Origin of the sequence: Sphingomonas ginsenosidivorax (assembly GCF_007995065.1) — a bacterium.
Taxonomy (GTDB): Bacteria; Pseudomonadota; Alphaproteobacteria; order Sphingomonadales; family Sphingomonadaceae; genus Sphingomonas; species Sphingomonas ginsenosidivorax.
In genome coordinates, this window is the sequence record NZ_VOQR01000001.1 from 1,474,346 (window position 1) to 1,494,473 (window position 20,128).

Consider the following 20,128-nt stretch of genomic DNA (forward strand, 5'->3'; position numbering starts at 1 on the left):
TCCCGGGGCTTGCGTGTCGCTCACATAGGACGTGTTGCAGCCGCATACCACAGCGTTGCGCCCAACGTTCCCCCGCGAAGGCTTTGCGGACCCCGCCGATCTGTCCTATGCTGGTACCACACAGCAGAGACGAGGTTCCCATGTTCGATCGCCTGTTCGGTCGCAAGCAAGCGCTTGAGGCGTCAGAACTTCCCGTCATCCGCAACGTGACGCTGGGCCGCACGGTGATGCTCGACCCGCTCGCATGGCGGCGGTTCGGGTCCGATCTTCTGTTTCCGTTCGACCGCGACACGCTCGTCATCGTCGCGCAGGGCCTGGTCGACCTCAACGAGGGCGGGTTCGTGCACCGCTTCTATACCGACGACGACATCATGTTCCAGGCGGTGTCGAACGATCGCCAGGGCCAGGACGTCACCGACGTGACGGTGTTCGCGCCGTGGGACAGTGCCTATCCCTCGTCGTCCGCCGAGCGGCCGGCATGGAAGTCGCGGCTGTCCGCGCGCAGCTTCACCGCCGAGGGTCTGCCCGACTATCGTAGGGTCTGGTTCGGCGACGAGGCGAGCGAGCAGGATCCGGTGACGTTCTGGGAAGAGCTGCACGACGACCGCGACGGCATCGTCGACCGACGAATCTTCCAGACCTGCATGCTGTTCGGCCGCGATCTGCCCGGCGACGGGCGCGAACTGCTGCTGGCGATCGACCAGGAAAGCGAAGCCGGCGAGGTCTCGTTCGAGATCATGCTGGGCGTCGCACTCGAACTCGGCGAATTCCGGGCATGACGGGGGATATATGATCGATACCTACAGCTTCGGGGCCAGTGCGCTCGCCTTCCTGATCGCGTTCGTCGCGGCGGGCCTGTTCACGATCGCGTTCAAGATCATCTATCAATGGGCGACGCCGTATCATGAGCGCACGCTGATCCGCGCGGGCAACACCGCGGCGGCGATCACGCTGGGCGCCGCGCTTCTGGGCTATGTCCTGCCGGTCGCATCCGCGCTGGCGCATACCGTCAGCCTGGCCGAGTTCGCGGTGTGGGCGCTGCTCGCGGGCGTGATCCAGATCGTCGCCTTCTCGATCGTGCGCCACTTCCTGATGCGCGACTTCAGCGACCGGATCGCGCGCGGCGACATCGCCGCCGCCACCTATATGGCCAGCATCTCGCTGTGCGTCGGCATCCTCAACGCCGCGTGCATGACCGCCTGAAGGACCGCAGATGAAACGCTCCAGATCCATCGTCCTGACCACGCTCATCGCGGGCTCGGGCGTATCGCTGTCCGCCTGCGACGGGGACGTCGGCGGCAAGCCGGTCGACGCGCTGAGCTACAGGACCGTCGCCGAATGCCGCCAGGCGGGGACGATCCCGGCGGCACAGTGCGACACCGCCTTCGCGCAGGCGCAGAAGGCGAACGACCAGAACGCCCCGCGGTTCGGCGACCGCGCGTCGTGCGAGGCACAATTCGGCGAGGCGCAGTGCCAGCTGCGCAACAATGGCAGCTTCTTCACGCCGCTGCTGACCGGGTTCATCGTCGGGCAGATGCTCAACGGCGGCGGCGGCTATCGCGGCGCGCCGATGTACCGCGACCGCAACGGCAATTATTTCGGCGGTGCGGGCGGCATGCTCAGCCGCAACTACACCACGGGGCGGACGCAGATCGGGTCGGACGCGTTCAACCCTGCGGCACGGTCGGCCCCTGCCCGCGTCCAGTCGCGCAGCTCGGTGATCTCGCGCGGCGGGTTCGGCGGCGGTTTCGGCGGACGCGGGTTCGGCGGCTAGGCGAAACCTAATCGAGGTTGGGGAACACCGGTGCGGCTTCGCCTGTTCACCGGTCCAGACCCCGGAATGCTCCGGTGACGGAGATATTCCATGGACGAGCTATTCTGCGACGTTGCGATCATCGGCGCCGGGACGGCTGGGCTTGCCGCCGAGCGCAGCGCGCGCAGCAACGGCGCGAAGACGCTGCTGATCGACGAGAGCTTCGGCGGCACGACCTGCGCGAGCGTGGGGTGCATGCCGTCGAAGTTGCTGATCGCCGCCGCCGGTGCGGCCCATGCGGTTCGCACCGCGCCCGTGTTCGGCGTCGAGGCGACCCCGACGATCGACGGCGCGGCAGTGATGGCGCGGGTACGCAAGGAGCGCGACAAGTTCGTCAGCGGCGTCGAGGAATCGATCGCCAAGATCCCCGACGACGTGAAGATCTGCGCACGCGCCCGGTTCACCAGCCCCACGACGCTGGCACTCGACGACGGGCGGACGGTTCGCGCCAGGGCGGTGGTGATCGCGACGGGCGCCTCACCGCTCATCCCCGACACGTTTGACGCGGTGAAGGACCGCGTGCTCACCAACGAGACGATCTTCGACCTCGAGACGCTGCCCGGTTCGATCGGCGTGATCGGCGCAGGGCCGATCGGACTCGAACTGGCGCAGGCGCTGGCGCGGCTCGGCGTCGAGACGATGGTGCTCGACAAGGGCGATGCGGTCGGCGCGCTCAAGGATCCGCATGTCGCCGAGGCGCTGCATGCCATCCTCGAGCGCGAACTGCCCATCAAGCTCGGCGTCGAGACCGAGGCGGTGCCCGACCGCGACGGCGTGCGGCTGTCCTGGACGGGGAAGGACAGCGGCGAGCGGCGGTTCGACTATCTGCTCGTCGCGACCGGACGGCCGCCGCGGCTGAAGGGTCTGGGGCTCGAGACGACGGGGCTCGAGCTCGACGATCATGGCAGCCCGACCTACAGGACCGAGACGATGCAATGCGGCGATGCGCCGATCTTCCTCGCGGGCGATGCCGACCACGACCGGCCGGTGCTGCACGAGGCGTCGTCCGAGGGCACGATCGCCGGGCGCAACGCCGCGCACTTCCCCGACGTGACCGCGGCCGAGCGGATGGTGCCGTTCGCGGTCATGTTCACCGAGCCGTCGGTCGCGGTGATCGGCGTGGTGCCAAAGGACGGCGCGCCCGATATCGCCGTCGGCACCGCGTCGTACACCGACCAGGGCCGCGCGAAGGTGATGGCGTGCAATGCCGGGCTGGTGCGATTCTACGCCGATGCGGCGGACGGAAAACTCATCGGCGCGACGATGGCCGGCCCCGGGGTCGAGCACAGCGCGCACCTGATCGCCTGGGCGATCCAGTCGGGCTGGACCGCGACGCAGACGCTCGCTTTGCCCTTCTATCACCCGACCTTCGAAGAGGGGTTGAAGCCGGCGTTGCTCGCCATCTGCCACGCAGTGCATGCCAAGCCGCCGCAATTCCGCGACGACGGGTTCCTGCCAGGAACATGACAACGCGTCAGTGTGTCGTCTGGCGGCCAATCCCAGTCCGTGATAGATGATGGACAGGGGGGTAGAATATGCCCAACGGGGAGTCGCTAATCTCACGCCGTCTTGTCGTTGCTGGCGGCCTGCTGGCACCGGTATCGCGCGTGCGTGCTTCGCCCAGGCCCTTGGCCGTACCACGAGTCGACTCGCTGACCCTTGTGGTGGTCGACGACGCCGCGACCTTTGGGCCGTTCCTGCCAAATCTGACGCTTCCCGGCATGACCGTCGCCCGCGCCGGAAACGGTGGACCGTCGCACGCGCCCCGGATGCTGCCCCACCCCCTGCTCGGCGAGTTCGGGCTTTCGATCCTGGCGGAGTCCCGGATCGCGGCAGACGCCCGGCGTGTCCTGATCGACTTCGGCTACTCCCGCGAGGTGATGGCGAACAACATGGCGCTGCTTTGGATCGACCCATTGCGCATCGATGCCGCGATATTGAGCCACGGGCATCTCGATCATTACGGCGGATACGCGGCGGTGTCCGGCGAAGCGGCCACTGCCAAGCGCCGCCTCCCGCTCATCGTCGGCGGCGAGGAAACCTTCTGCGAGCGGGTCGCGCTGATCGGCGATCCGCCGCCGGTCATGGGCAGGCTCGACCGCATGGCGCTGGCGCGCGCGGGGTTCGAGGTTCGTATCCGCCCGGCCCCCCTGATCGTCGCCGATCACGCGTTCACCACCGGCACGATCCCGCTCGACAGTTTCGAGCGCGCTGCGATCCCGACGCAGATGCGGCCGGGCGTGGGGTGCCGTCGCGACCTGCTCGCCGCGGCCAGACAGGCTGCCACGCAATTCCCCGATGACGGCGAGCACGAGCTTGCCACCTGTTATGCGGTGAAGGGATTGGGGCTGGTCGTCATCGCGTCGTGCAGCCACCGCGGCGTGATCAATTCCGTCCGGCGTGCGCAGGCGGTATCGGGGATCGAGAAAGTCCATGCCGTCATCGGCGGATTTCATCTGGTTCGTCCGCGAACTGAGGACGAGGCCCGGCGCACGGTGGCGGAATTTGCCAGAATCGACCCGAGTTACATCATCCCGATGCACTGCACGGGCGAGGTGTTCATCGAGGAAGCGCTGCGCGTGATGCCGCAAAAGGTGGTCCGCTCCTATGTCGGATCACGCTTCACCTTTGCCGCGGCCGGCGCATAGCGGCAAACGAAGCTTTGGTAGGTGGGGCGCGACCCTTGACGGGGTGCATCGCGCGTGGCCGGCAGACCGAGCGGGATTTACGGTAGCAGGTAGGCGTACGCCACGAAGACGGAGATCGTCATGGTGACCAGCACGATGCCTGTCCCGAGCCAACCATTAAGCGGTGGCTTTTTCGATGCGCTGGCTTCGCGAGGTGGCCTTGTCATGCGGCGCCTATAGGCTCGCGGGGTCGAGCGAAACCCGACCCGGCCGGCACCGGCTAGTCTAGGCTGTCGGTAAAGGCGGGATCGGGAAAAACCGGCCGATTGCGAACCTAAGGCGTTGTTTACACTGGAACACATCCGGCCATACCATAGCTCTCCGCTGGCCCGGTATTCAAACCCGGCGTGCTTGGCACGCGGCTTACCCGGCCGGACGAGACAGTAGGAGAGTGGTATGCGCAACGGACGCCTGGTCGGCTTGGCAGCACTCATCGCAGCAGCCGCGAGCCCCGCCATCGCGCAGCGACTGGATCAGCCAGGAAGCATCGCCGAAGGCGGAGAAACGCAGCCAATTTCGTCAAACAGCGTCGCGGTGCGCTGTGCGCGCGCAACCTGTCGCATGAAGGCTGAAGTCGAATGCGCCCACAGCGACGCCTATCAGGCCGAGCAGGCGCGAAGGCGCGCGCGTCGCAGGTAAGACCATCAATGGGCCAGAGGGTTACGGGACGGACCGACGTCGCCGAAGTCGGTTCGCAGGCCCGCCGCTAGTCCAGATCCAGATACGCGACGACGTCGTTCTCCGTCGCGAGATAAAGGCCGTCCTGCACTGCCTCGGGCTGCTGTGCGGCGATCGCCAGCGCCTCGCCCATCGGGCCGTAGAAGAGCGTCGTTACCGCCCCGCCCTCGCCTGCATCATCCAGATGATACAGGCGGGCCGAGGCGGTTTCGAACGTCGTGCGCATGACGTCAGCGCGCGACCCACTGGGTGACGGCGGGGCGGAGGCGGTCGGCGGTCGCCTTGCGCACCGCGATGCCGGCGATCGTGCGCTTGGCGCCACCACGCGAGGCTTCGGGCAGGTTGGTGGCGGCGTAGGCGTTGATCTTGCCGGGCATGGCGGGATCGTTCGAGCCGCCGCCCAGACCCACGATATAGCCGGCGCGCGAGCTCTCCTCGACGAAGCCGTCGACCGTGGCCTTGTTCGCGACCGCCCAGTCGAACGCCATGTCGGGATGGCGCGCCGCGACTGCCCGGAGCAGGGCGGCCTTTTGCGGCGGGGTGATCGTGTCGGTCTTGAGCAACGCCAGCGCCCGCGTCGCGATCGCGTCCTCACGCGCGGCGCCGAGCAGCGTGACGAAGCGGTTCTTGGCGACTGGGTTCTTCTCGGCCTTGGTCAGCGCGAGCAGCGCGTCCCATTCGGCCGGCGTGGCGTTGACCGCATAGGTCGAGAGGATCGGCTGGCGGATCGCCGGCGGAATCGCCGTCGGGTCCTTGGCGAGGGCTGCAACATAAGCGCGGGCGCGGGCCATCACCGCAGGGTCGCCATTGGTGCCGAGGCGGCCGACGAGCGTCTCGCGCAGGTTGCTGACGAGCGGCGATTCGCCCGGCTTCGCATCGATGCCGATCCGCGCGAGCACCGGCGACAGGATCGCGATCTGTCGCGCGCGGATCGGTGCTTCGAGCGGCGTGTTCTCGTACAGGCCCGCGATCTTGCCGAGCCCGGTCGCGACCGTCGACCATTCGAGCGGATCGGCGGTCGCGCCGACCTGCGCGGTGACCGCGAAGTAGCGCGACAGGTCCTGATAGCCGCCCGCCGCGAGCGCGTAATCGTCGCCGAGCGTGCCGAGCTTGTCGGTCAGGTCGAGCTTCGCGTAATCCTTGACGATCGCCGCATGGCCAGCGTCGTCGTAGAGCACGCGCGTGTAACTCCCCTTGCCGCGGTTGAGGACGAGCGTGCCGCAACCCTGGACGGTGACGCTGGTCGAGGGACCGGTGACGATCGTCGACGCCTGTCCACCGCCGAGCGTGGCGACGACCAGCGGCACGTGCCAAGTCTGCGGCGTCTTCGACGCGGCGTCGAGCCCGAAGCGGCCTTGCGCGAGCGTTGCATTGGTCTTGCCGCCGACGCACTGCGCGCGGGTCAGCGTCACGAGGGGCACGCCGCCCTGCAGCGTGAAGTCGTGCGCGATCTCGGCGACCGGCTTGCCCGCGGCGGCCGAGAGCTCGGCCCAGAGCTGCTCGGTGACGGTGTTGCCGTATTTGTACTTGGCCATGTAGCTGCGGATGCCTTGGCGGAACACATCGGGGCCGAGCGTCGACTCGAGCATGCCGATGACGGCCTGGCCCTTCGAATAAGTGATGCCGTCGAACGCCTCGCCGATCTGATCGACGGTCTCGATCTTGCGGATGATCGGATGCGTCGCGGCAGTCGCGTCGATGCCCATCGCGGCTTCACGCTCGCTGGCGACCGCGTCGGCGGCGGACTTCCAGGCGGGCATCAGGTCGCCACTCGACTTGCCTTCCATCCACGAGGCGAAGCCCTCGTTGAGCCAGAGGTCGTCCCACCACGCCATCGTGACGAGATCGCCGAACCACTGGTGGGCCATTTCGTGGGCGACTACGGTGTAGATGCGTTGCTTGTTGCTTTCGGTCGCGCGCTTGGCGTCGAACAGCAGCTCGTTCTCGAAGTAGAAGATCGCGCCCCAGTTCTCCATCGCGCCAAAGAACTGGCTGGAACCCGGCCCCGCGATCATGTCCATCTTGGGCAGCGGATAGGGCTGGCCGAAATAGTCGTTGTAATAAGTCAGCAGGTTTTTGGCGGCGGCGAGCGCGAAGTCGCCCTGGTCGACGACGCCGCGGCGCGAGATGATGCCGATCTCGGTCTTGCCCGCCTGGATCGTCTTGCGCTCCATGTCGCCCATGCCGAGGAACAGCAGGTAGCTCGACATCACCGGCGTCTCGCCGAAGCGGTAGAGCTGCGTGCCGTCGGCCTGCTTGGTCACCGAGGTCGCGGGCATGTTCGAGAAGGCGAGATCCTTGCCCGGTGCGGTCGCGGCGAGGCGGAACTTCGCCTTGAACGAGGGCTCGTCCCACATCGGCGCGAAGCGGCGCGCGTCGGGCGCCTCGAACTGCGTCGCCAGCATCCGCGCGGGCGAGCCGTCGGTGTTGGTATAGTCGATCGCGAACAGCCCCGAGGCCGAGCGTCCGATCGTACCCGACCATGCGAAGGCCAGCGTGTGGCGGCCGACGCTCGCGGCCTTGGGCAGCGTGACTGTCAGCAACTGCGCCGCCTCGTCGATCTTGAACGCGGCGGGCGCGCCGTCGAAGGTCGCCGACGCGATCTTGAGGCCGGCGGCGTTCAGCTGGATCGTCCGAGTCGCGGTCTTCACGTCGACGGTGACGGTTTCGCTGCCGGAAAAGGTCATCGCCTTCGCGTCGGGCTTCATGCTGATGTCGTAAAGCACCGGGACCACGGTCCTCGGCAATTGCCCGGCGGCGAGCGCGGGGGCGGAAACAGTCAGCGACAACAACGCGGTAGCAACGGCGAGCTTCATGAATTCCGAACTCCGGGGAAGATTATCCTGCGCCTGTACGCCTTTGCCGCGCGGACGCAATTGCCGATAGCGGGCGCGCTGCGCTAAGCCCGCGCCATGACCGTACCCGCTCTTCTAAATCGCCTGCGCCTGCCCGTCATCGGGTCGCCGCTGTTCATCATTTCGGGACCCGAGCTGGTCATCGCGCAGTGCAAGGCGGGGATCGTCGGGTCGTTCCCGGCGCTCAACGCTCGACCGCAGGCGCTGCTCGACGAATGGCTGCACCGGATCACCGAGGAACTGGCCGCGCACAACCGCGCGAACCCGGACCGCCCGGCGGCGCCGTTCGCGGTCAACCAGATCGTCCACAAGTCGAACGACCGCCTGGAAAGCGACCTGATGACCTGCGACAAGTGGCAGGTACCGATCGTGATCACCTCGCTCGGCGCGCGCGAGGACCTGAATACCGCGGTGCATGGCTGGGGCGGGATCACGCTGCACGACGTGATCGACGACCGGTTCGCGCGCAAAGCGATCGAAAAGGGCGCGGACGGGCTGATCGCGGTGGCGGCGGGCGCCGGCGGGCATGCCGGGCGGCTGTCGCCCTTCGCGATCATCCAGGAGATCCGGCAATGGTTCGACGGGCCCCTCGCCTTGTCCGGATCGATCGCGACCGGCGACGCGGTGCTCGCGGCGCAGGCGATGGGGGCGGACTTCGCCTATATCGGGTCGCCGTTCATCGCGACGACCGAGGCGAATGCCGACCAGGCGTACAAGGACGGGATCGTCGCGGGGCGCGCGGCGGACATCGTCTATTCGAACCTGTTCACCGGGGTGCACGGCAACTATCTGCGCGCGTCGATCACTGCCGCCGGGATGGATCCGGACAACCTGCCCGAGGGCGACCTGAAGACGATGGATTTCGGCGGCGGCGCCAATGCGTCGGGCGGCGCGAAGCCCAAGGCGTGGAAGGACATCTGGGGATCGGGCCAGGGCATCGGCGCGGTGACCGCGGTCGAGAGCGTGGCGGACCGGGTCGACCGGCTGGAGCGCGAATATCGCGCGGCACGGGTGCGGCTGGCGCTTTAACCGTCATGGCGGGCTCGTCCCGACATCCAGGGCCTCAGGCGCGGCGCCCGTAACTCTGGATCCCGGGACGAGCCCGGGATGACGGGGCGTCAGAACACCGAGGACAGCCGCCGCTGCATCGACAGCGCAGGGCTGTCCGTGGGTTCGGGGCTGCCCTGCGCCGCATCGAGGCGCGCGACGCGGCGGTGCAGGTCGCTGCTCGATTCGATCAGCGACCGCGCGCGATCGGGCAGGATCGCGAGCAAAGCGGCGTCGGTGACCGGCGCATCGCCCAGCCGGCGCGAGGGGTCGAGCGCGTCGCGCGCACCGATTTCGCCGGCCTCGACCGCGCGCTGAGTCAGCAGCCAGGCAATGACGTGCATCAGCCGCGTCGTCACCTTCAGCGATTCGCACGAGAAGCTGACACGGATCAGCGGGTCGAGCGCCTCGCGTTCGGCGCGACCCGCTTCGTCGAAATAGGCGCGCGCCTCGTCGGCGAGCAGCATCGCCTCGACATACAGGGCATCGGTCAGGCGGCGGTGCAGACGGGCGTCATGCGAGTCACGAGTCATGGGTCCGCCATCGCATGACGCGGCCATATCGGCCAGAAACCGAAGCGACAGTCCATCGCAAAACCGTACCATTATGGCGCGGTTCGGGGAACCGTCACGCGATGATGTCGGGGATCAGATGGTCCTCCAGCATCGCGATCTCGTCGCGCAGGCGGAGCTTGCGCTTCTTCAGGCGCGCCATCTGCAGCTGATCGGGAGTCGTCGACAGCGACAGCGCCGCGATCGCGTCGTCGAGGTCGCGATGCTCGATCCGCATGCCGTCGAGCCGGACCTTGATCTGCGCTTCGTCCATCGTCGCCCCCCGGAATGCCCGCTGCTCGCCGGCTGCTCCTTAGCAAACGCACGCGCCTGCGCGAGGACCAATTCGGCACAGGGCGAGCGCGTCGTTCGGATCGTCGCGAGAAATCGTTCGGTCAGTCGATTTGGTCCGTTACCGATGCAGACTTTTGGCGAGCCGGATGGTTTATTCGGCTCCCCAACCCGAATGCAGGAGGACTCCCACCATGCAGACGACGCACCAGACAGCCCTGGAAACCAAGCACGCCGTGCTGGATCGGCGGATCGCCGAGGAAACCCACCGGCCCTTGCCCGACGCCATCATCGTCGCAGGGCTGAAGAAGCAGAAGCTGCGGCTCAAGGAAGAGCTGTCGGGGATCTAGCGGTCCGGCGCCTCCTGCAGGATCGTCCTGCCGGAGGTGCCCATCAACCGGTCGGCTACCGCGGCGTGACCTTCGCATAGAAGGGCGTCGCGGCCGATTTCGCCACGCCGACCGGCTTGCGCGCCTTTTTCGGATCGATCGGCCTGTCCAGCGCGATCCCCAGCCGACCCTCGGTACACCAGGCGACGGCGCCGCGAATGTCGCCGATACCGCGAAGCTCCAGATGCACCACCGTCCCGACCGCCACGATCCGGTCGAGTTCGACCATCAATCCCCCTTCGGACAGATTGCGGACGCGGACGTCGCGCACCGCCGACTCGCCATCGATCCGCATCCGCGCGACGAGGAACAGGCTGTCGCGGCCGCGTGCGCGCTTGGTCGCGGGCTCGGTGCCGAAATCGTCACCGGTCCCCAGTCCCGTCTCGATGCCGTTCACACTGTCCATTCACCATTCCCGCAGTCCGCGTCCATGATCCCACGCGTAGACCGCAAAGCGTGTCGAATTGCTTACCGGTCAGTCCTCGCGTGAAACCTTTTCGTTCCGCTCGTGGCGCTCCTGCGCCTCGACCGTCATCGTCGCGATCGGCCGCGCCTCAAGCCGCGCTAGGCTGATCGGCTCGCCGGTCACTTCGCAATAGCCATATTCGCCTTCGTCGATGCGACGGATCGCCGCCTCGATCTTGGAGACGAGCTTGCGCTGGCGGTCGCGGGTACGCAGTTCGATCGACCAGTCGGTCTCGCTCGACGCGCGATCGGTGAGGTCGGCCTCGCGCAGCGAGTCGACCTGCAACTGCGACAGCGTCTCCTGCGAATCGCGCAGGATGGCGTCGCGCCAGGTCTGCAGCTTGGTCCGGAAATAGGCCTGCTGCTTCAGGCTCATGAACGGCTCGTCGGCGTCCGGCCGATATCCGCCGTCGTCGTTCGCGGCCTCGCGGCCGCCGGTAGTGTCCACGCGATTCATAACCGTCGCCATACCACTCTCCCTCTGGCCCCGCGGTTCGACCGCGCCGAACCTTGAAACCGCCCCCAAATGGTGAACGCGCCTATAGGCTCGCCGAAAGCCGATCACAAGTCATGGAAGTTGCACAAAGAACCCGATCCCGATCCGATTCTTGCGTCGACTGGCCCCGTGGTTGCAAAGCCGGGCGTCGTGACGGGCGTGGACCACAGGGGGCGATTCTGTCCCAGCGCGGCACGTTAACTCTGGCGATGGCCCCGCGAGCACTGGATTTCTCGCCCGATTCGTCAATAAGGTGCTCAAATCGATTGCACTTAACGCTTTGTTTTGCGCTTTGTCGGATACGGCATCGCAGTGCCGTGAACCGGGATCTGGCGCCGACGCCAGCAACGAGAGAGTGACGATATGTCAGTGCGGATGGCCTTGGCGAAATTGTGCGCGTGCGCATGCGGGGGTGCGATCATCGGCGGGGGGGCCGTCCATGTCGCAGAGACCCCGAAGCGGACTCACATGACCAAGATGACGAAGCGCGTCGTGCGACGCCCCGTCCAGGTCGCCTCCGCGCCCAAGCTGCGACGCCGGGTGGTGACGACGCGGACGACCTGCGCCCCGACCGTGGTGACGGTCGCGAACGCGGCGCCCGTGCCGCGCGAATATCTCGGTGGCGGCGGCGCGGGCGAGCCGCTGGCCGCGACCGGCGGCAGCGTACCGGTGGTGATCGGCGGCGGCGGCGGGTTCTTCGGCGGCGGGTTCGGGGGCGGCTTTGGCGGCGGGTTCGGCGGCGGCTTCGGCGGCAGCGGCGGGTCGAGCGGCAGCATCGTGATTTCCTCGACCTCGAGCGGCGGCAATGTCTCGTCGGCGAGCGGCGGGAGCAGCGGCAACGTCTCGTCGGCCAGTGGCGGGAGCAGCGGGAACGTCTCGTCGGCCAGCGGTGGGAGCAGCGGCAACGTGTCGAGCAGCGGCGACGTGTCGTCCTCCTCGTCGTCGGCCTCGAGCAGCAGCGCGTCGTCGGCCTCGTCGGCGTCGAGCAGCGGCAGTTCGTCGAGCGCGTCGGGCGGCGGCGGTGATCCCGGCAAGCCGGGCAAGCCCGGCCATCCCTGGAAGCCCGGGCATGGCGGCTGGGGCGGCAGCACCGGCGGGTCCGGCGGCAGCGGGTCCAGCGGATCGTCCGGGAGCAGCGGGTCCTCGGGCTCGTCGGGGAGCAGCGGATCGTCCGGCTCCTCGGCGTCGTCGGCGAGCTCCGCGTCGTCGGCAAGCTCGGCCTCGTCGGCCAGCAGCGGGTCGAGCGGCTATGGGTCGAGCAGCAAGGGCTGGAGTTCGAGCGGCTACAGCTCGACCGGCGGGTGGAGCTCGAACGGCAGCAGCGCCTCGGGCAGCAGCGCGTCGAGCGCCTCCAGTGCGTCGAGCGCGTCGAGTGCCTCCAGCGCATCGAGCAGCGGGTCGGGCAGCACCGGGTCGACCGGCGGTCCGCCGGCACCGGTGCCGGCGCCGCCGATGGTGCTGCTGTTCGGGGCTGCGGCCGCGGCGCTGGTGGCGCGCAAGCGGTTCGCCAAGCGGGACGCCGTCGCGGCGTAAGGATCGCTCCGGCCCAAGCCGGGTGGTAAAAAAAGGGCCCGCCGGTCGTCCCGGCGGGCCCTTTTCGCGTTCAGGCGGCCTTGAGCGCCTTTTCGATGTCGGCGATCGGGTGACCGGTGAAATCCTTGTCGATCTCGCCCGCCAGGCGACTGCTGACCTCCTTGTGGTAATGCTTGCGAAGCTCGCCGAGCGTGCGCGGCGGCGCGACGACGATCAGCGAGTCGAAGTCGTTCTTGAGCGCGCGACGCTTGAGCAGATCGGCGGCCTCCGCGGCGAAGCGGTCCTCCTCGATCTGGTGGAAGTCGGTCTGCTCGAGCGAACTGCGGGCGCCGCCCTGCGTCGAGGACGCGCCGCCGGCCGAATCGGTCGCCTGGTCGCGCGTCGCCGGATTGTCCTGCTCCTGCGCGGTTTCGACGACCAGGTTCGGATAGGCGTCGTCGCCTTCGTTGCGCAGGAACAGCAGCTTGCGGCCATCCGCGACGAGCACAACGGAATTATGGGGAATCTGCACGGGGACGCTCTCCTTTTTCTGTGCGTTCACCCTGACCAACGCGCCGGCGGACCGCCGGGTTGCGCGGCCCCGTTCCGCTGGGCATAGCGACGCCATGCACGACATCCGCCTGATCCGCGACGATCCCGCCGCCTTCGACGCCGCCCTCGCCCGCCGTGGCCTGCCGCCCCAGTCGGCAGCGCTCGTCACGCTCGACGGACAGCACCGCGCGACGATCGCCGAGGCGCAGGCGACGCAGACGCGCCGCAACGAGCTGTCCAAGGCGATCGGCCAGGCCAAGGGCCAGAAGGATCACGCCAGGGCCGAGGCGCTGATGGCGGAGGTCGCGGGGCTCAAGGACGCACTGCCGAAACTCGAGTCCGACGAGGCGCGGCTGGGCGAGGAACTGGAAGCCGCGCTCGCGATCATCCCCAACTCGCCGCTGGCGGACGTGCCGCAGGGCGGCGGCGAGGACGACAATGTCCTCGTCCATACGCGTGGCACGCAGCCGGACCTGGGGTTCGCGGCGCGCGAGCATGACGCGATCGGGCCTGCGCTGGGCCTCGATTTCGAGACCGGGGTCGCTATGGCGGGGGCGCGCTTCACGCTGCTGCGCGGGCCGGCGGCCAGGCTGCAGCGCGCGCTCGGCCAGTTCATGCTCGATCACGTCGCTGGCCGCGGGTTCGAGGAGGTCGCGCCGCCGTTGCTGGTGCGCGACGAGGCGCTGTTCGGGACCGGGCAGCTGCCGAAATTTTCGGAAGACCTGTTCCGGACCACCGAGGGGCATTGGCTGATCCCGACCGCCGAGGTGAGCCTGACCAACATCGTCGCGGGCAAGATCCTGGCGGAGGGCGAATTGCCGCTGCGCTTCACCGCGCTGACCCCGTGTTTCCGGTCGGAAGCGGGCGCGGCGGGGCGCGATACGCGCGGGCTGATCCGCCAGCACCAGTTCGACAAGGTCGAGATGGTCGCGATCGTCACCCCCGACCAGTCGGAGGCCGAGCACGAGCGGATGACGCAGTGCGCGGAAGCGCTGCTCGACGCGCTGCAGCTGCCGTTCAGGCGGATGCTGCTATGCACCGGCGACATGGGCTTCTCGGCGGCACGCACCTACGACCTAGAGGTCTGGCTTCCCGGGCAGAACCGCTATCGCGAGATTTCGAGCGTCTCGACCTGCACCGATTTCCAAGCGCGGCGGATGAACGCGCGGTACCGGCCCGCCAATGTTGAAAAGGGGGGCGAGAAGGGCACGCGGTTCGTCCACACGCTCAATGGATCGGCACTCGCGGTGGGGCGGACGCTGGTCGCGGTGATCGAGAACTACCAGCAGGCCGACGGATCGGTCGCGGTGCCTGCGGTGCTGCAGCCCTATCTCGGCGGGCTCGACCGGCTGGCGCCGCGGTGAAACGCGCCGCCGTCCTGCCGCTCTTCGCGCTGGCGGCGTGCATCCCGAGCGTCGACCGCCCGCCGCGCGAGGCGGCGCCGGTGCGGCCCCCGCGCGAACCGCTGCGGATGGTGCAGGCGGTGCCGCCCGAGCAGCCGGTGACGCGCGACGGCAGCGACGTCGCCGCCCTCCCCGCCCCGCGTCCCGCCTGGGAAGCGCGGCCGGTGAGCGCGGATGCGCGGCGGATCGACGAATCGGTCTATGTCGTGCAGCCGGGCGACACGCTGCGCCGCGTGGTCGATCGCTCCGGCGCGAGCCTGGAGGCAATCGCGCGCGCCAACGACCTGGACGAGCCGTACACGATCCGCACCGGGCAGCGGCTGACGATCCCGGCGGGGCGCTATCACCAGGTCCGGCGCGGCGAGACGGGGATCGCGATCGCGCGCGCCTATGGCGTCGAATGGTCGCGGATCGTCACGGCCAACGCGCTGGTCGAACCCTATGTGCTGCGCGCCGACCAACGAATCGTCATTCCCGGCGATGGCGGCGGCAACGGGCCGAGCCGCGCCGATCGTGCCGCGGCGTTCCGGCTCGACATCGACGACATCCTGACCGGCGGCGAGCCGGCGCTGGCGAGCAACCAGGCGCCCGCGCGACCGGTCGCGACGCCGAAGCGCGTACTGCCGTCGAACGCGGTGGTCACCGCGCCGGCGCGGCTCGCGGGCGGCGGGTTCCTGTGGCCGGTCGACGGCCGCGTCGTGAAGCGGTTCGGGTCGGGCGCGAGCGGCGAGCGCAACGACGGGATCAAGATCGCGGTGCCCATCGCGACGCCGATCCATGCAGCGGCGGACGGCGTCGTCGCCTATGTCGGCGACGGCATCGCGGCGCTGGGCGGGCTGGTGATCGTCAAGCATGGCGGCGGCTGGACCAGCATCTATGGCCATGCGTCGAAGCTGCTGGTGCAGCGCGGCCAGGCGGTGAAGCGCGGGCAGACGATCGCGCTGTCAGGCGATACCGGGTTCGCCGACCGGCCCGAGGTGCATTTCGAGCTTCGCAAGGGGCGGACGCCGGTGGATCCTGCGGGGCAGTTGCCGCGGACCTAGGGGGGACGCGGCGTCCTCCCCTCTCCCGTCATCCCAGCGTAGGCTGGGATCTCCCGGTTGGAGGTCGCGAACCTCTCCCGAGATCCCAGCCTACGCTGGGATGACGAAGTGGGGCTGGGATGACGAAGTGAGGGCCGGGATGACGGACTAGAAAGTGCATGCTAACCGCCTCCGCATGACCTACCAGTCCGACCTGCTCACGACGCTCGCCACGCGCGGCTATGTCCACCAGATGACCGATGCGGGGGCGCTCGACGCGCTGGCGTCGAAGGGCGTCGTGCCCGGTTATATCGGGTTCGACCCGACCGCGCCGTCGCTGCACGTCGGCAGCCTGGTGCAGATCATGCTGTTGCGGCGCCTCCAGCAGACCGGGCACAAGCCGATCGTGCTGATGGGCGGCGGGACCGGCAAGATCGGCGATCCGAGCTTCAAGGACGAGGCGCGCAAGCTGCTCGGCGCGGAGGGGATCGCGAGCAACGTCGCGTCGATCAAGCGCATCTTCGAACGCTTCCTGACGTTCGGCGACGGTCCGACCGATGCGGTGATGCTCGACAATGCCGAGTGGCTCGACGCGCTCGAATATATCCCGTTCCTGCGCGACGTCGGCCAGCATTTCTCGGTCAACCGGATGCTGTCGTTCGATTCGGTGAAGCTGAGGCTCGACCGCGAACAGTCGCTGTCGTTCCTCGAATTCAACTACATGATCCTGCAGGCCTACGACTTCCTCGAACTGTCGCGGCGCGCCGGGTGCCGGCTGCAGATGGGCGGGTCGGACCAGTGGGGCAATATCGTCAACGGCATCGAGCTGTCGCGGCGGATGGATTCGACCGAGGTGTACGGGATCACCACGCCGCTGATCACCACCGCGGACGGCGGCAAGATGGGCAAGACGATGGCCGGTGCGGTGTGGCTGCACGAGGACCAGTTGCCGCATTTCGATTACTGGCAGTTCTGGCGGAACACCGACGACCGCGACGTCGGGCGCTTCCTGCGGCTGTTCACCGACCTGCCGATGGACGAGATCGCGCGGCTGGAGGCACTGGAAGGCGCGGAGATCAACGCCGCCAAGATCGTGCTCGCCAACGAGGCGACTGCGATGTGCCGCGGGCGGGATGCTGCGGAACAGGCCGCCGAGACCGCGCGGAAAACGTTCGAGGAGGGCGCGTCGGGCGACGCGCTGCCGAGTTTCGCGGTCGCGGGCGGATCGATCGGACTGGTCGAGGCGCTGGTCGGGCTCGGGTTCGTCGCGTCCAATGGCGAGGCGCGCCGGAAGATCGCCGAGGGTGCGGTGCGCATCGACGGGGAGCCGGTGCGCGAGGCGGCGGCGGTGGTCGATGTCGCGGCCCCGGTCCGGCTGAGCCTCGGCAAGAAACGGCATGGGATGCTAACCCCTTCGAACTAGAGCCGTTCCTGTCGCGATCTATGGCGCGTTAACTAACCCGGTTTGTCGTCGGTTCATCCACGCCCCCCTAAGAGAGGGTCGGGGCAATCGATCGGGACAGGCTATGGTGGCAAGTCGCACCGCGACGACGAGCATGGATGCACGCGGTGCGCCACGCGACGAGGTGATGCATCGCACGCGCGGGGTCGGCGCCGACGGCGCGGTGATGAAGCTGGTCATCGTCAATATCTCCGCGACGGGGCTGATGGCGCGGTGCGAGCTGGTCCCCGATGTCGGGGCGGTGATCGGGGTCGAGCTGCCGATCCTGGGCCGGGTGCCAGCGACGGTGCGCTGGGTGCTCGGCGGGCGGATCGGCTGCGCGTTCGATGCCCCGATCCCGCTGGCGGAATATTATGGGATGCTGTCGACGCTGTTGCGGAGCGTTTGAGGCGGGTCCCCACCTACCCGCGTTCACCCCTCACCCATTCGCCCTGAGCGTAGTCGAAAAGTTTTCGCTTGGGTCCTGTGCTTCGACTTCGCTCAGCACGAACGGAATGCGGGAGTGCGTCACCCCGACCTTAGCAACGCCACCCCGGCATCGCGGTCGAACAGGTACAGCGCCGTCCTAGCCGCCTGCCCGCGTGGTCCCTCGAGTCCTCCGTCGCGATCGATCAGCAGCCGGGCGTCGTCGTGCGCGCATTGCAGCAGGTCGGCCATCATGTCGGGCGTGGCGAGCCGGAACGCCATCTCGCCCGACTGCCTGGTGCCGAGCAGTTCGCCCGCGCCGCGCAGGCGCAGATCCTCCTCGGCGATGCGGAAGCCGTCGTTGGTCTCGCGCATCAGCGCCAGCCGCGCGCGCGACGTCTCGCTGAGCGAGCTCCCGCGCATCAGCAGGCAGATCGAGCGACCGGTCCCCCGCCCTACCCGGCCGCGCAGCTGGTGGAGCTGGGCGAGGCCGAAGCGGTCGGCATGCTCGATGACGATCAGCGTCGCATTGGGGACGTCGACGCCGACCTCGATCACCGTGGTCGCGACCAGCACCGCGGTGCGCGCGGCGGCGAACTCCGCCATCACCGCGTCCTTTTCGGCGGGTTTCATCCGGCCGTGGACGAGCGCGACCTTGTCGCCGAAGCGCGCGCGCAGCACCTCCGCGCGCATCTCGGCGGCGGCGAGGTCGCTCTTCTCGCTCTCCTCGACCAGCGGGCAGACCCAATAGGCCTGGCCGCCGTCGGACAGGTGCCGGCCGAGCGCGCCGACGACGTCGTCGAGCCGGTCCTCCGAGATCACGCGGGTCTCGATCGGCTGGCGGCCGGGCGGCATCTCGTCGAGGCGGCTGACGTCCATCTCGCCGTACTGCGCGAGCGTCAGCGTGCGCGGGATCGGAGTCGCGGTCATCGCGAGCAGGTGCGGCGGGGCGATGCCCTTGGCCTGCAGCGTCATGCGCTGCGCGACGCCGAAGCGGTGCTGTTCGTCGACCACGACGAGCGCGAGATCCTTGTAGCCGACCGCGTCCTGGAAGATCGCGTGCGTGCCGACGAGGATGTCGATCTCGCCCGACGCGAGCCCCATCAGCGTTGCCTCGCGGACGCGGCCCTTGTCGCGACCGGTCAGCACGCCGACGTTGATCGGCAGGTTGCCGAGGAGTTTCCGGAGCGTCTCGTAATGCTGGCGCGCGAGGATTTCGGTAGGCGCGAGCATCGCCGCCTGCGCGCCCGCCTCGACCGCGATCAGCATCGCCATCGCGGCGACGAGCGTCTTGCCCGAGCCGACATCGCCCTGCAGCAGCCGGAGCATCGGCGCGGTCTGGGCGAGGTCGCCCTCGATCTCCGCCACGGTCCGCGACTGCGCGCCGGTCAGCGTATAGGGCAGGTCGAGCATCGCGCGGAGGCGGCCGGCGCCGTGGAGCGCGCGGCCTTTGCGCTTGCGCGTGTCGGCGCGGACGAGCGTCATCGCGAGCTGGTTCGCGAACACCTCGTCATAGGCAAGCCGTTCGCGCGCCTTCGTGTCGGCGGGGTCGGCGTGGATGCGGACGAGCGACTCGTGCCAGTTGGGCCATTCGCGCTTCGCTTTGAGACCCGGCTCAATCCATTCGGGCAGGTCGGGCGCGCGGCCGACCGCCTGCGCCGCCAGTCCGGCGAGCTTACGCGAGTTGAGCCCTTCGGACAGCGGGTAGATCGGCTCGCGCTCGGGCAGCGCCTCGTCGGGCTCGGCGAGCTCGGGATGCACGATCTGCAGGTCCTGCCCGTACTGGTCCAGCCGGCCCGAGACGCGCTTGGCCTCGCCGATCGGCAGCAGCTTCTTCGCCCAGCCCGAATTGCCGCCGAAGAAGACCAGGCTGACATAATTGCCGTGGACGTCGGTCGCCTGGACGCGGGTGGGGCCCCTGCCCGCGCTCGACCGATAGTCGCGCGGGGTCAGCGTGATCGTGATCATCCGCCCCGCGTCGCTCGCCATCAGCTCGGTCCGCGGCAGGCGATCGACATAGCCGGTGGGCAGATGGAACGCGACGTCGACCACCCGCGCGAGCCCCAGCCGGTCGAGCGGCTTGGCGAGCGCGGGGCCGACGCCCTTGAGGACGGTGGTTTCGGCGAACAGCGGATTGAGGATTTCGGGTCGCATGACTATCTGCGTCCTATACCCCAGCCGGCGTCACCTTCCAGTGGCTGCCGGCCTATCGGCGTTGGAGATACGATGGATCACGAAACCCGCCTCAAGCGCCTGAGCTTCCGCAGCTCGCACCGCGGCACGCGCGAGGCCGACATGATGATCGGCGGGTTCTTCGCAACCTATGGCGCGACCTGGACGACCGAGCAGCTCGACTGGTTCGAGGCGCTGCTCGAGCAACAGGATGTCGACATCATGGGCTGGGCGATCGGATCGATCGTCTGCCCGCCCGAATGGGAGGGGCCGATGATGCAGGCGATGCGCGATATCGATTACGTGACGGTGGTGAAGTAGCCGTCGT

Annotated in this window: 23 protein-coding genes; 13 read left to right on the plus strand and 10 right to left on the minus strand. The window is 68.4% G+C overall.

Going from position 1 to position 20,128, the window contains the following annotated elements:
- Positions 1–140: 140 nt before the first annotated feature.
- The 6 genes from FSB78_RS06555 (at position 141) to FSB78_RS06580 (ending at position 5,139) form a co-directional block, all read left to right on the plus strand.
- The gene (locus FSB78_RS06555) at positions 141–779 is read left to right on the plus strand and encodes a DUF2491 family protein (protein WP_147081086.1); all 639 of its coding nucleotides are present in this window, start codon (positions 141–143) and stop codon (positions 777–779) included.
- Positions 780–789: 10 nt separating this feature from the next.
- Positions 790–1,203, plus strand: coding sequence for a DUF350 domain-containing protein (locus FSB78_RS06560; RefSeq protein ID WP_147081089.1), 414 nt, complete (start codon positions 790–792; stop codon positions 1,201–1,203).
- Between the two features lie 10 nt (positions 1,204–1,213).
- Positions 1,214–1,774 (plus strand): DUF1190 domain-containing protein, encoded by a 561-nt coding sequence (locus tag FSB78_RS06565; RefSeq protein ID WP_147081093.1) that lies wholly within the window; start codon positions 1,214–1,216, stop codon positions 1,772–1,774.
- Positions 1,775–1,864: 90 nt separating this feature from the next.
- On the plus strand, positions 1,865–3,280 hold the full coding sequence (locus FSB78_RS06570) for a dihydrolipoyl dehydrogenase (RefSeq protein WP_147081096.1): 1,416 nt from the start codon (positions 1,865–1,867) through the stop codon (positions 3,278–3,280).
- Between the two features lie 302 nt (positions 3,281–3,582).
- A complete protein-coding gene (locus tag FSB78_RS06575) occupies positions 3,583–4,461 on the plus strand; it encodes an MBL fold metallo-hydrolase (RefSeq protein WP_242008076.1) in 879 nt (292 codons plus the stop codon).
- A 435-nt stretch (positions 4,462–4,896) separates the two neighbouring features.
- Positions 4,897–5,139, plus strand: coding sequence for a hypothetical protein (locus FSB78_RS06580; RefSeq protein WP_147081103.1), 243 nt, complete (start codon positions 4,897–4,899; stop codon positions 5,137–5,139).
- Positions 5,140–5,206: 67 nt separating this feature from the next.
- On the opposite strand, the gene FSB78_RS06585 is transcribed toward FSB78_RS06580, so the two are convergent.
- Both FSB78_RS06585 and FSB78_RS06590 read right to left on the minus strand, forming a co-directional pair.
- Complete coding sequence (locus FSB78_RS06585) at positions 5,207–5,404, minus strand: hypothetical protein (RefSeq protein ID WP_147081106.1); 198 nt, start codon at positions 5,402–5,404, stop codon at positions 5,207–5,209.
- A gap of 4 nt (positions 5,405–5,408) precedes the next feature.
- Positions 5,409–7,994, minus strand: coding sequence for a M1 family metallopeptidase (locus FSB78_RS06590; RefSeq protein ID WP_147081109.1), 2,586 nt, complete (start codon positions 7,992–7,994; stop codon positions 5,409–5,411).
- Between the two features lie 96 nt (positions 7,995–8,090).
- On the opposite strand from FSB78_RS06590, the gene FSB78_RS06595 reads away from it, so the two are divergent.
- On the plus strand, positions 8,091–9,062 hold the full coding sequence (locus FSB78_RS06595) for an NAD(P)H-dependent flavin oxidoreductase (RefSeq protein WP_147081112.1): 972 nt from the start codon (positions 8,091–8,093) through the stop codon (positions 9,060–9,062).
- 89 nt (positions 9,063–9,151) lie between these two features.
- Here FSB78_RS06595 and FSB78_RS06600 read toward each other — a convergent pair whose 3' ends face one another.
- Both FSB78_RS06600 and FSB78_RS06605 read right to left on the minus strand, forming a co-directional pair.
- Positions 9,152–9,613 (minus strand): DUF1465 family protein, encoded by a 462-nt coding sequence (locus tag FSB78_RS06600; RefSeq protein ID WP_147081116.1) that lies wholly within the window; start codon positions 9,611–9,613, stop codon positions 9,152–9,154.
- Positions 9,614–9,707: 94 nt separating this feature from the next.
- Positions 9,708–9,905: a YdcH family protein gene (locus FSB78_RS06605; protein ID WP_147081119.1), complete on the minus strand. Its 198-nt coding sequence runs from the start codon at positions 9,903–9,905 to the stop codon at positions 9,708–9,710.
- A gap of 211 nt (positions 9,906–10,116) precedes the next feature.
- On the opposite strand from FSB78_RS06605, the gene FSB78_RS06610 reads away from it, so the two are divergent.
- A complete protein-coding gene (locus FSB78_RS06610) occupies positions 10,117–10,272 on the plus strand; it encodes a YdcH family protein (RefSeq protein WP_147081122.1) in 156 nt (51 codons plus the stop codon).
- Positions 10,273–10,327: 55 nt separating this feature from the next.
- Here the strand turns inward: FSB78_RS06610 and FSB78_RS06615 are convergent, their stop codons facing one another.
- The 5 genes from FSB78_RS06615 to FSB78_RS06635 all read right to left on the minus strand — a co-directional run bounded on the left by FSB78_RS06615 (position 10,328) and on the right by FSB78_RS06635 (position 13,316).
- On the minus strand, positions 10,328–10,717 hold the full coding sequence (locus FSB78_RS06615; RefSeq protein ID WP_147081127.1) for a PilZ domain-containing protein: 390 nt from the start codon (positions 10,715–10,717) through the stop codon (positions 10,328–10,330).
- A 69-nt stretch (positions 10,718–10,786) separates the two neighbouring features.
- Positions 10,787–11,245, minus strand: coding sequence for an RNA polymerase-binding protein DksA (gene dksA, locus FSB78_RS06620; RefSeq protein ID WP_147081130.1), 459 nt, complete (start codon positions 11,243–11,245; stop codon positions 10,787–10,789).
- 491 nt (positions 11,246–11,736) lie between these two features.
- Positions 11,737–12,315 carry a hypothetical protein gene (locus tag FSB78_RS06625; protein WP_199743127.1) on the minus strand — a complete coding sequence of 193 codons (579 nt, stop codon included), beginning with the start codon at positions 12,313–12,315 and terminating at the stop codon, positions 11,737–11,739.
- A 240-nt stretch (positions 12,316–12,555) separates the two neighbouring features.
- On the minus strand, positions 12,556–12,783 hold the full coding sequence (locus tag FSB78_RS06630; protein ID WP_147081134.1) for a hypothetical protein: 228 nt from the start codon (positions 12,781–12,783) through the stop codon (positions 12,556–12,558).
- 92 nt (positions 12,784–12,875) lie between these two features.
- Positions 12,876–13,316: a host attachment family protein gene (locus FSB78_RS06635; protein ID WP_147081136.1), complete on the minus strand. Its 441-nt coding sequence runs from the start codon at positions 13,314–13,316 to the stop codon at positions 12,876–12,878.
- Positions 13,317–13,410: 94 nt separating this feature from the next.
- Between FSB78_RS06635 and serS the strand changes: the two genes are divergently transcribed.
- The 4 genes from serS to FSB78_RS06655 all read left to right on the plus strand — a co-directional run bounded on the left by serS (position 13,411) and on the right by FSB78_RS06655 (position 17,611).
- A complete protein-coding gene (gene serS / locus FSB78_RS06640) occupies positions 13,411–14,700 on the plus strand; it encodes a serine--tRNA ligase (RefSeq protein WP_147081138.1) in 1,290 nt (429 codons plus the stop codon).
- A 107-nt stretch (positions 14,701–14,807) separates the two neighbouring features.
- On the plus strand, positions 14,808–15,782 hold the full coding sequence (locus FSB78_RS06645) for a M23 family metallopeptidase (RefSeq protein WP_147084060.1): 975 nt from the start codon (positions 14,808–14,810) through the stop codon (positions 15,780–15,782).
- Between the two features lie 175 nt (positions 15,783–15,957).
- Positions 15,958–17,184: a tyrosine--tRNA ligase gene (gene tyrS / locus FSB78_RS06650; RefSeq protein WP_147081140.1), complete on the plus strand. Its 1,227-nt coding sequence runs from the start codon at positions 15,958–15,960 to the stop codon at positions 17,182–17,184.
- Between the two features lie 103 nt (positions 17,185–17,287).
- A complete protein-coding gene (locus FSB78_RS06655) occupies positions 17,288–17,611 on the plus strand; it encodes a PilZ domain-containing protein (protein ID WP_147081142.1) in 324 nt (107 codons plus the stop codon).
- Between the two features lie 119 nt (positions 17,612–17,730).
- Here FSB78_RS06655 and recG read toward each other — a convergent pair whose 3' ends face one another.
- Positions 17,731–19,782 (minus strand): ATP-dependent DNA helicase RecG, encoded by a 2,052-nt coding sequence (gene recG, locus FSB78_RS06660; RefSeq protein ID WP_147081144.1) that lies wholly within the window; start codon positions 19,780–19,782, stop codon positions 17,731–17,733.
- A gap of 72 nt (positions 19,783–19,854) precedes the next feature.
- Here recG and FSB78_RS06665 point away from each other — a divergent pair, with 72 nt between their 5' ends.
- The gene (locus tag FSB78_RS06665) at positions 19,855–20,121 is read left to right on the plus strand and encodes an FAD assembly factor SdhE (RefSeq protein ID WP_147081146.1); all 267 of its coding nucleotides are present in this window, start codon (positions 19,855–19,857) and stop codon (positions 20,119–20,121) included.
- Positions 20,122–20,128 lie beyond the last annotated feature (7 nt).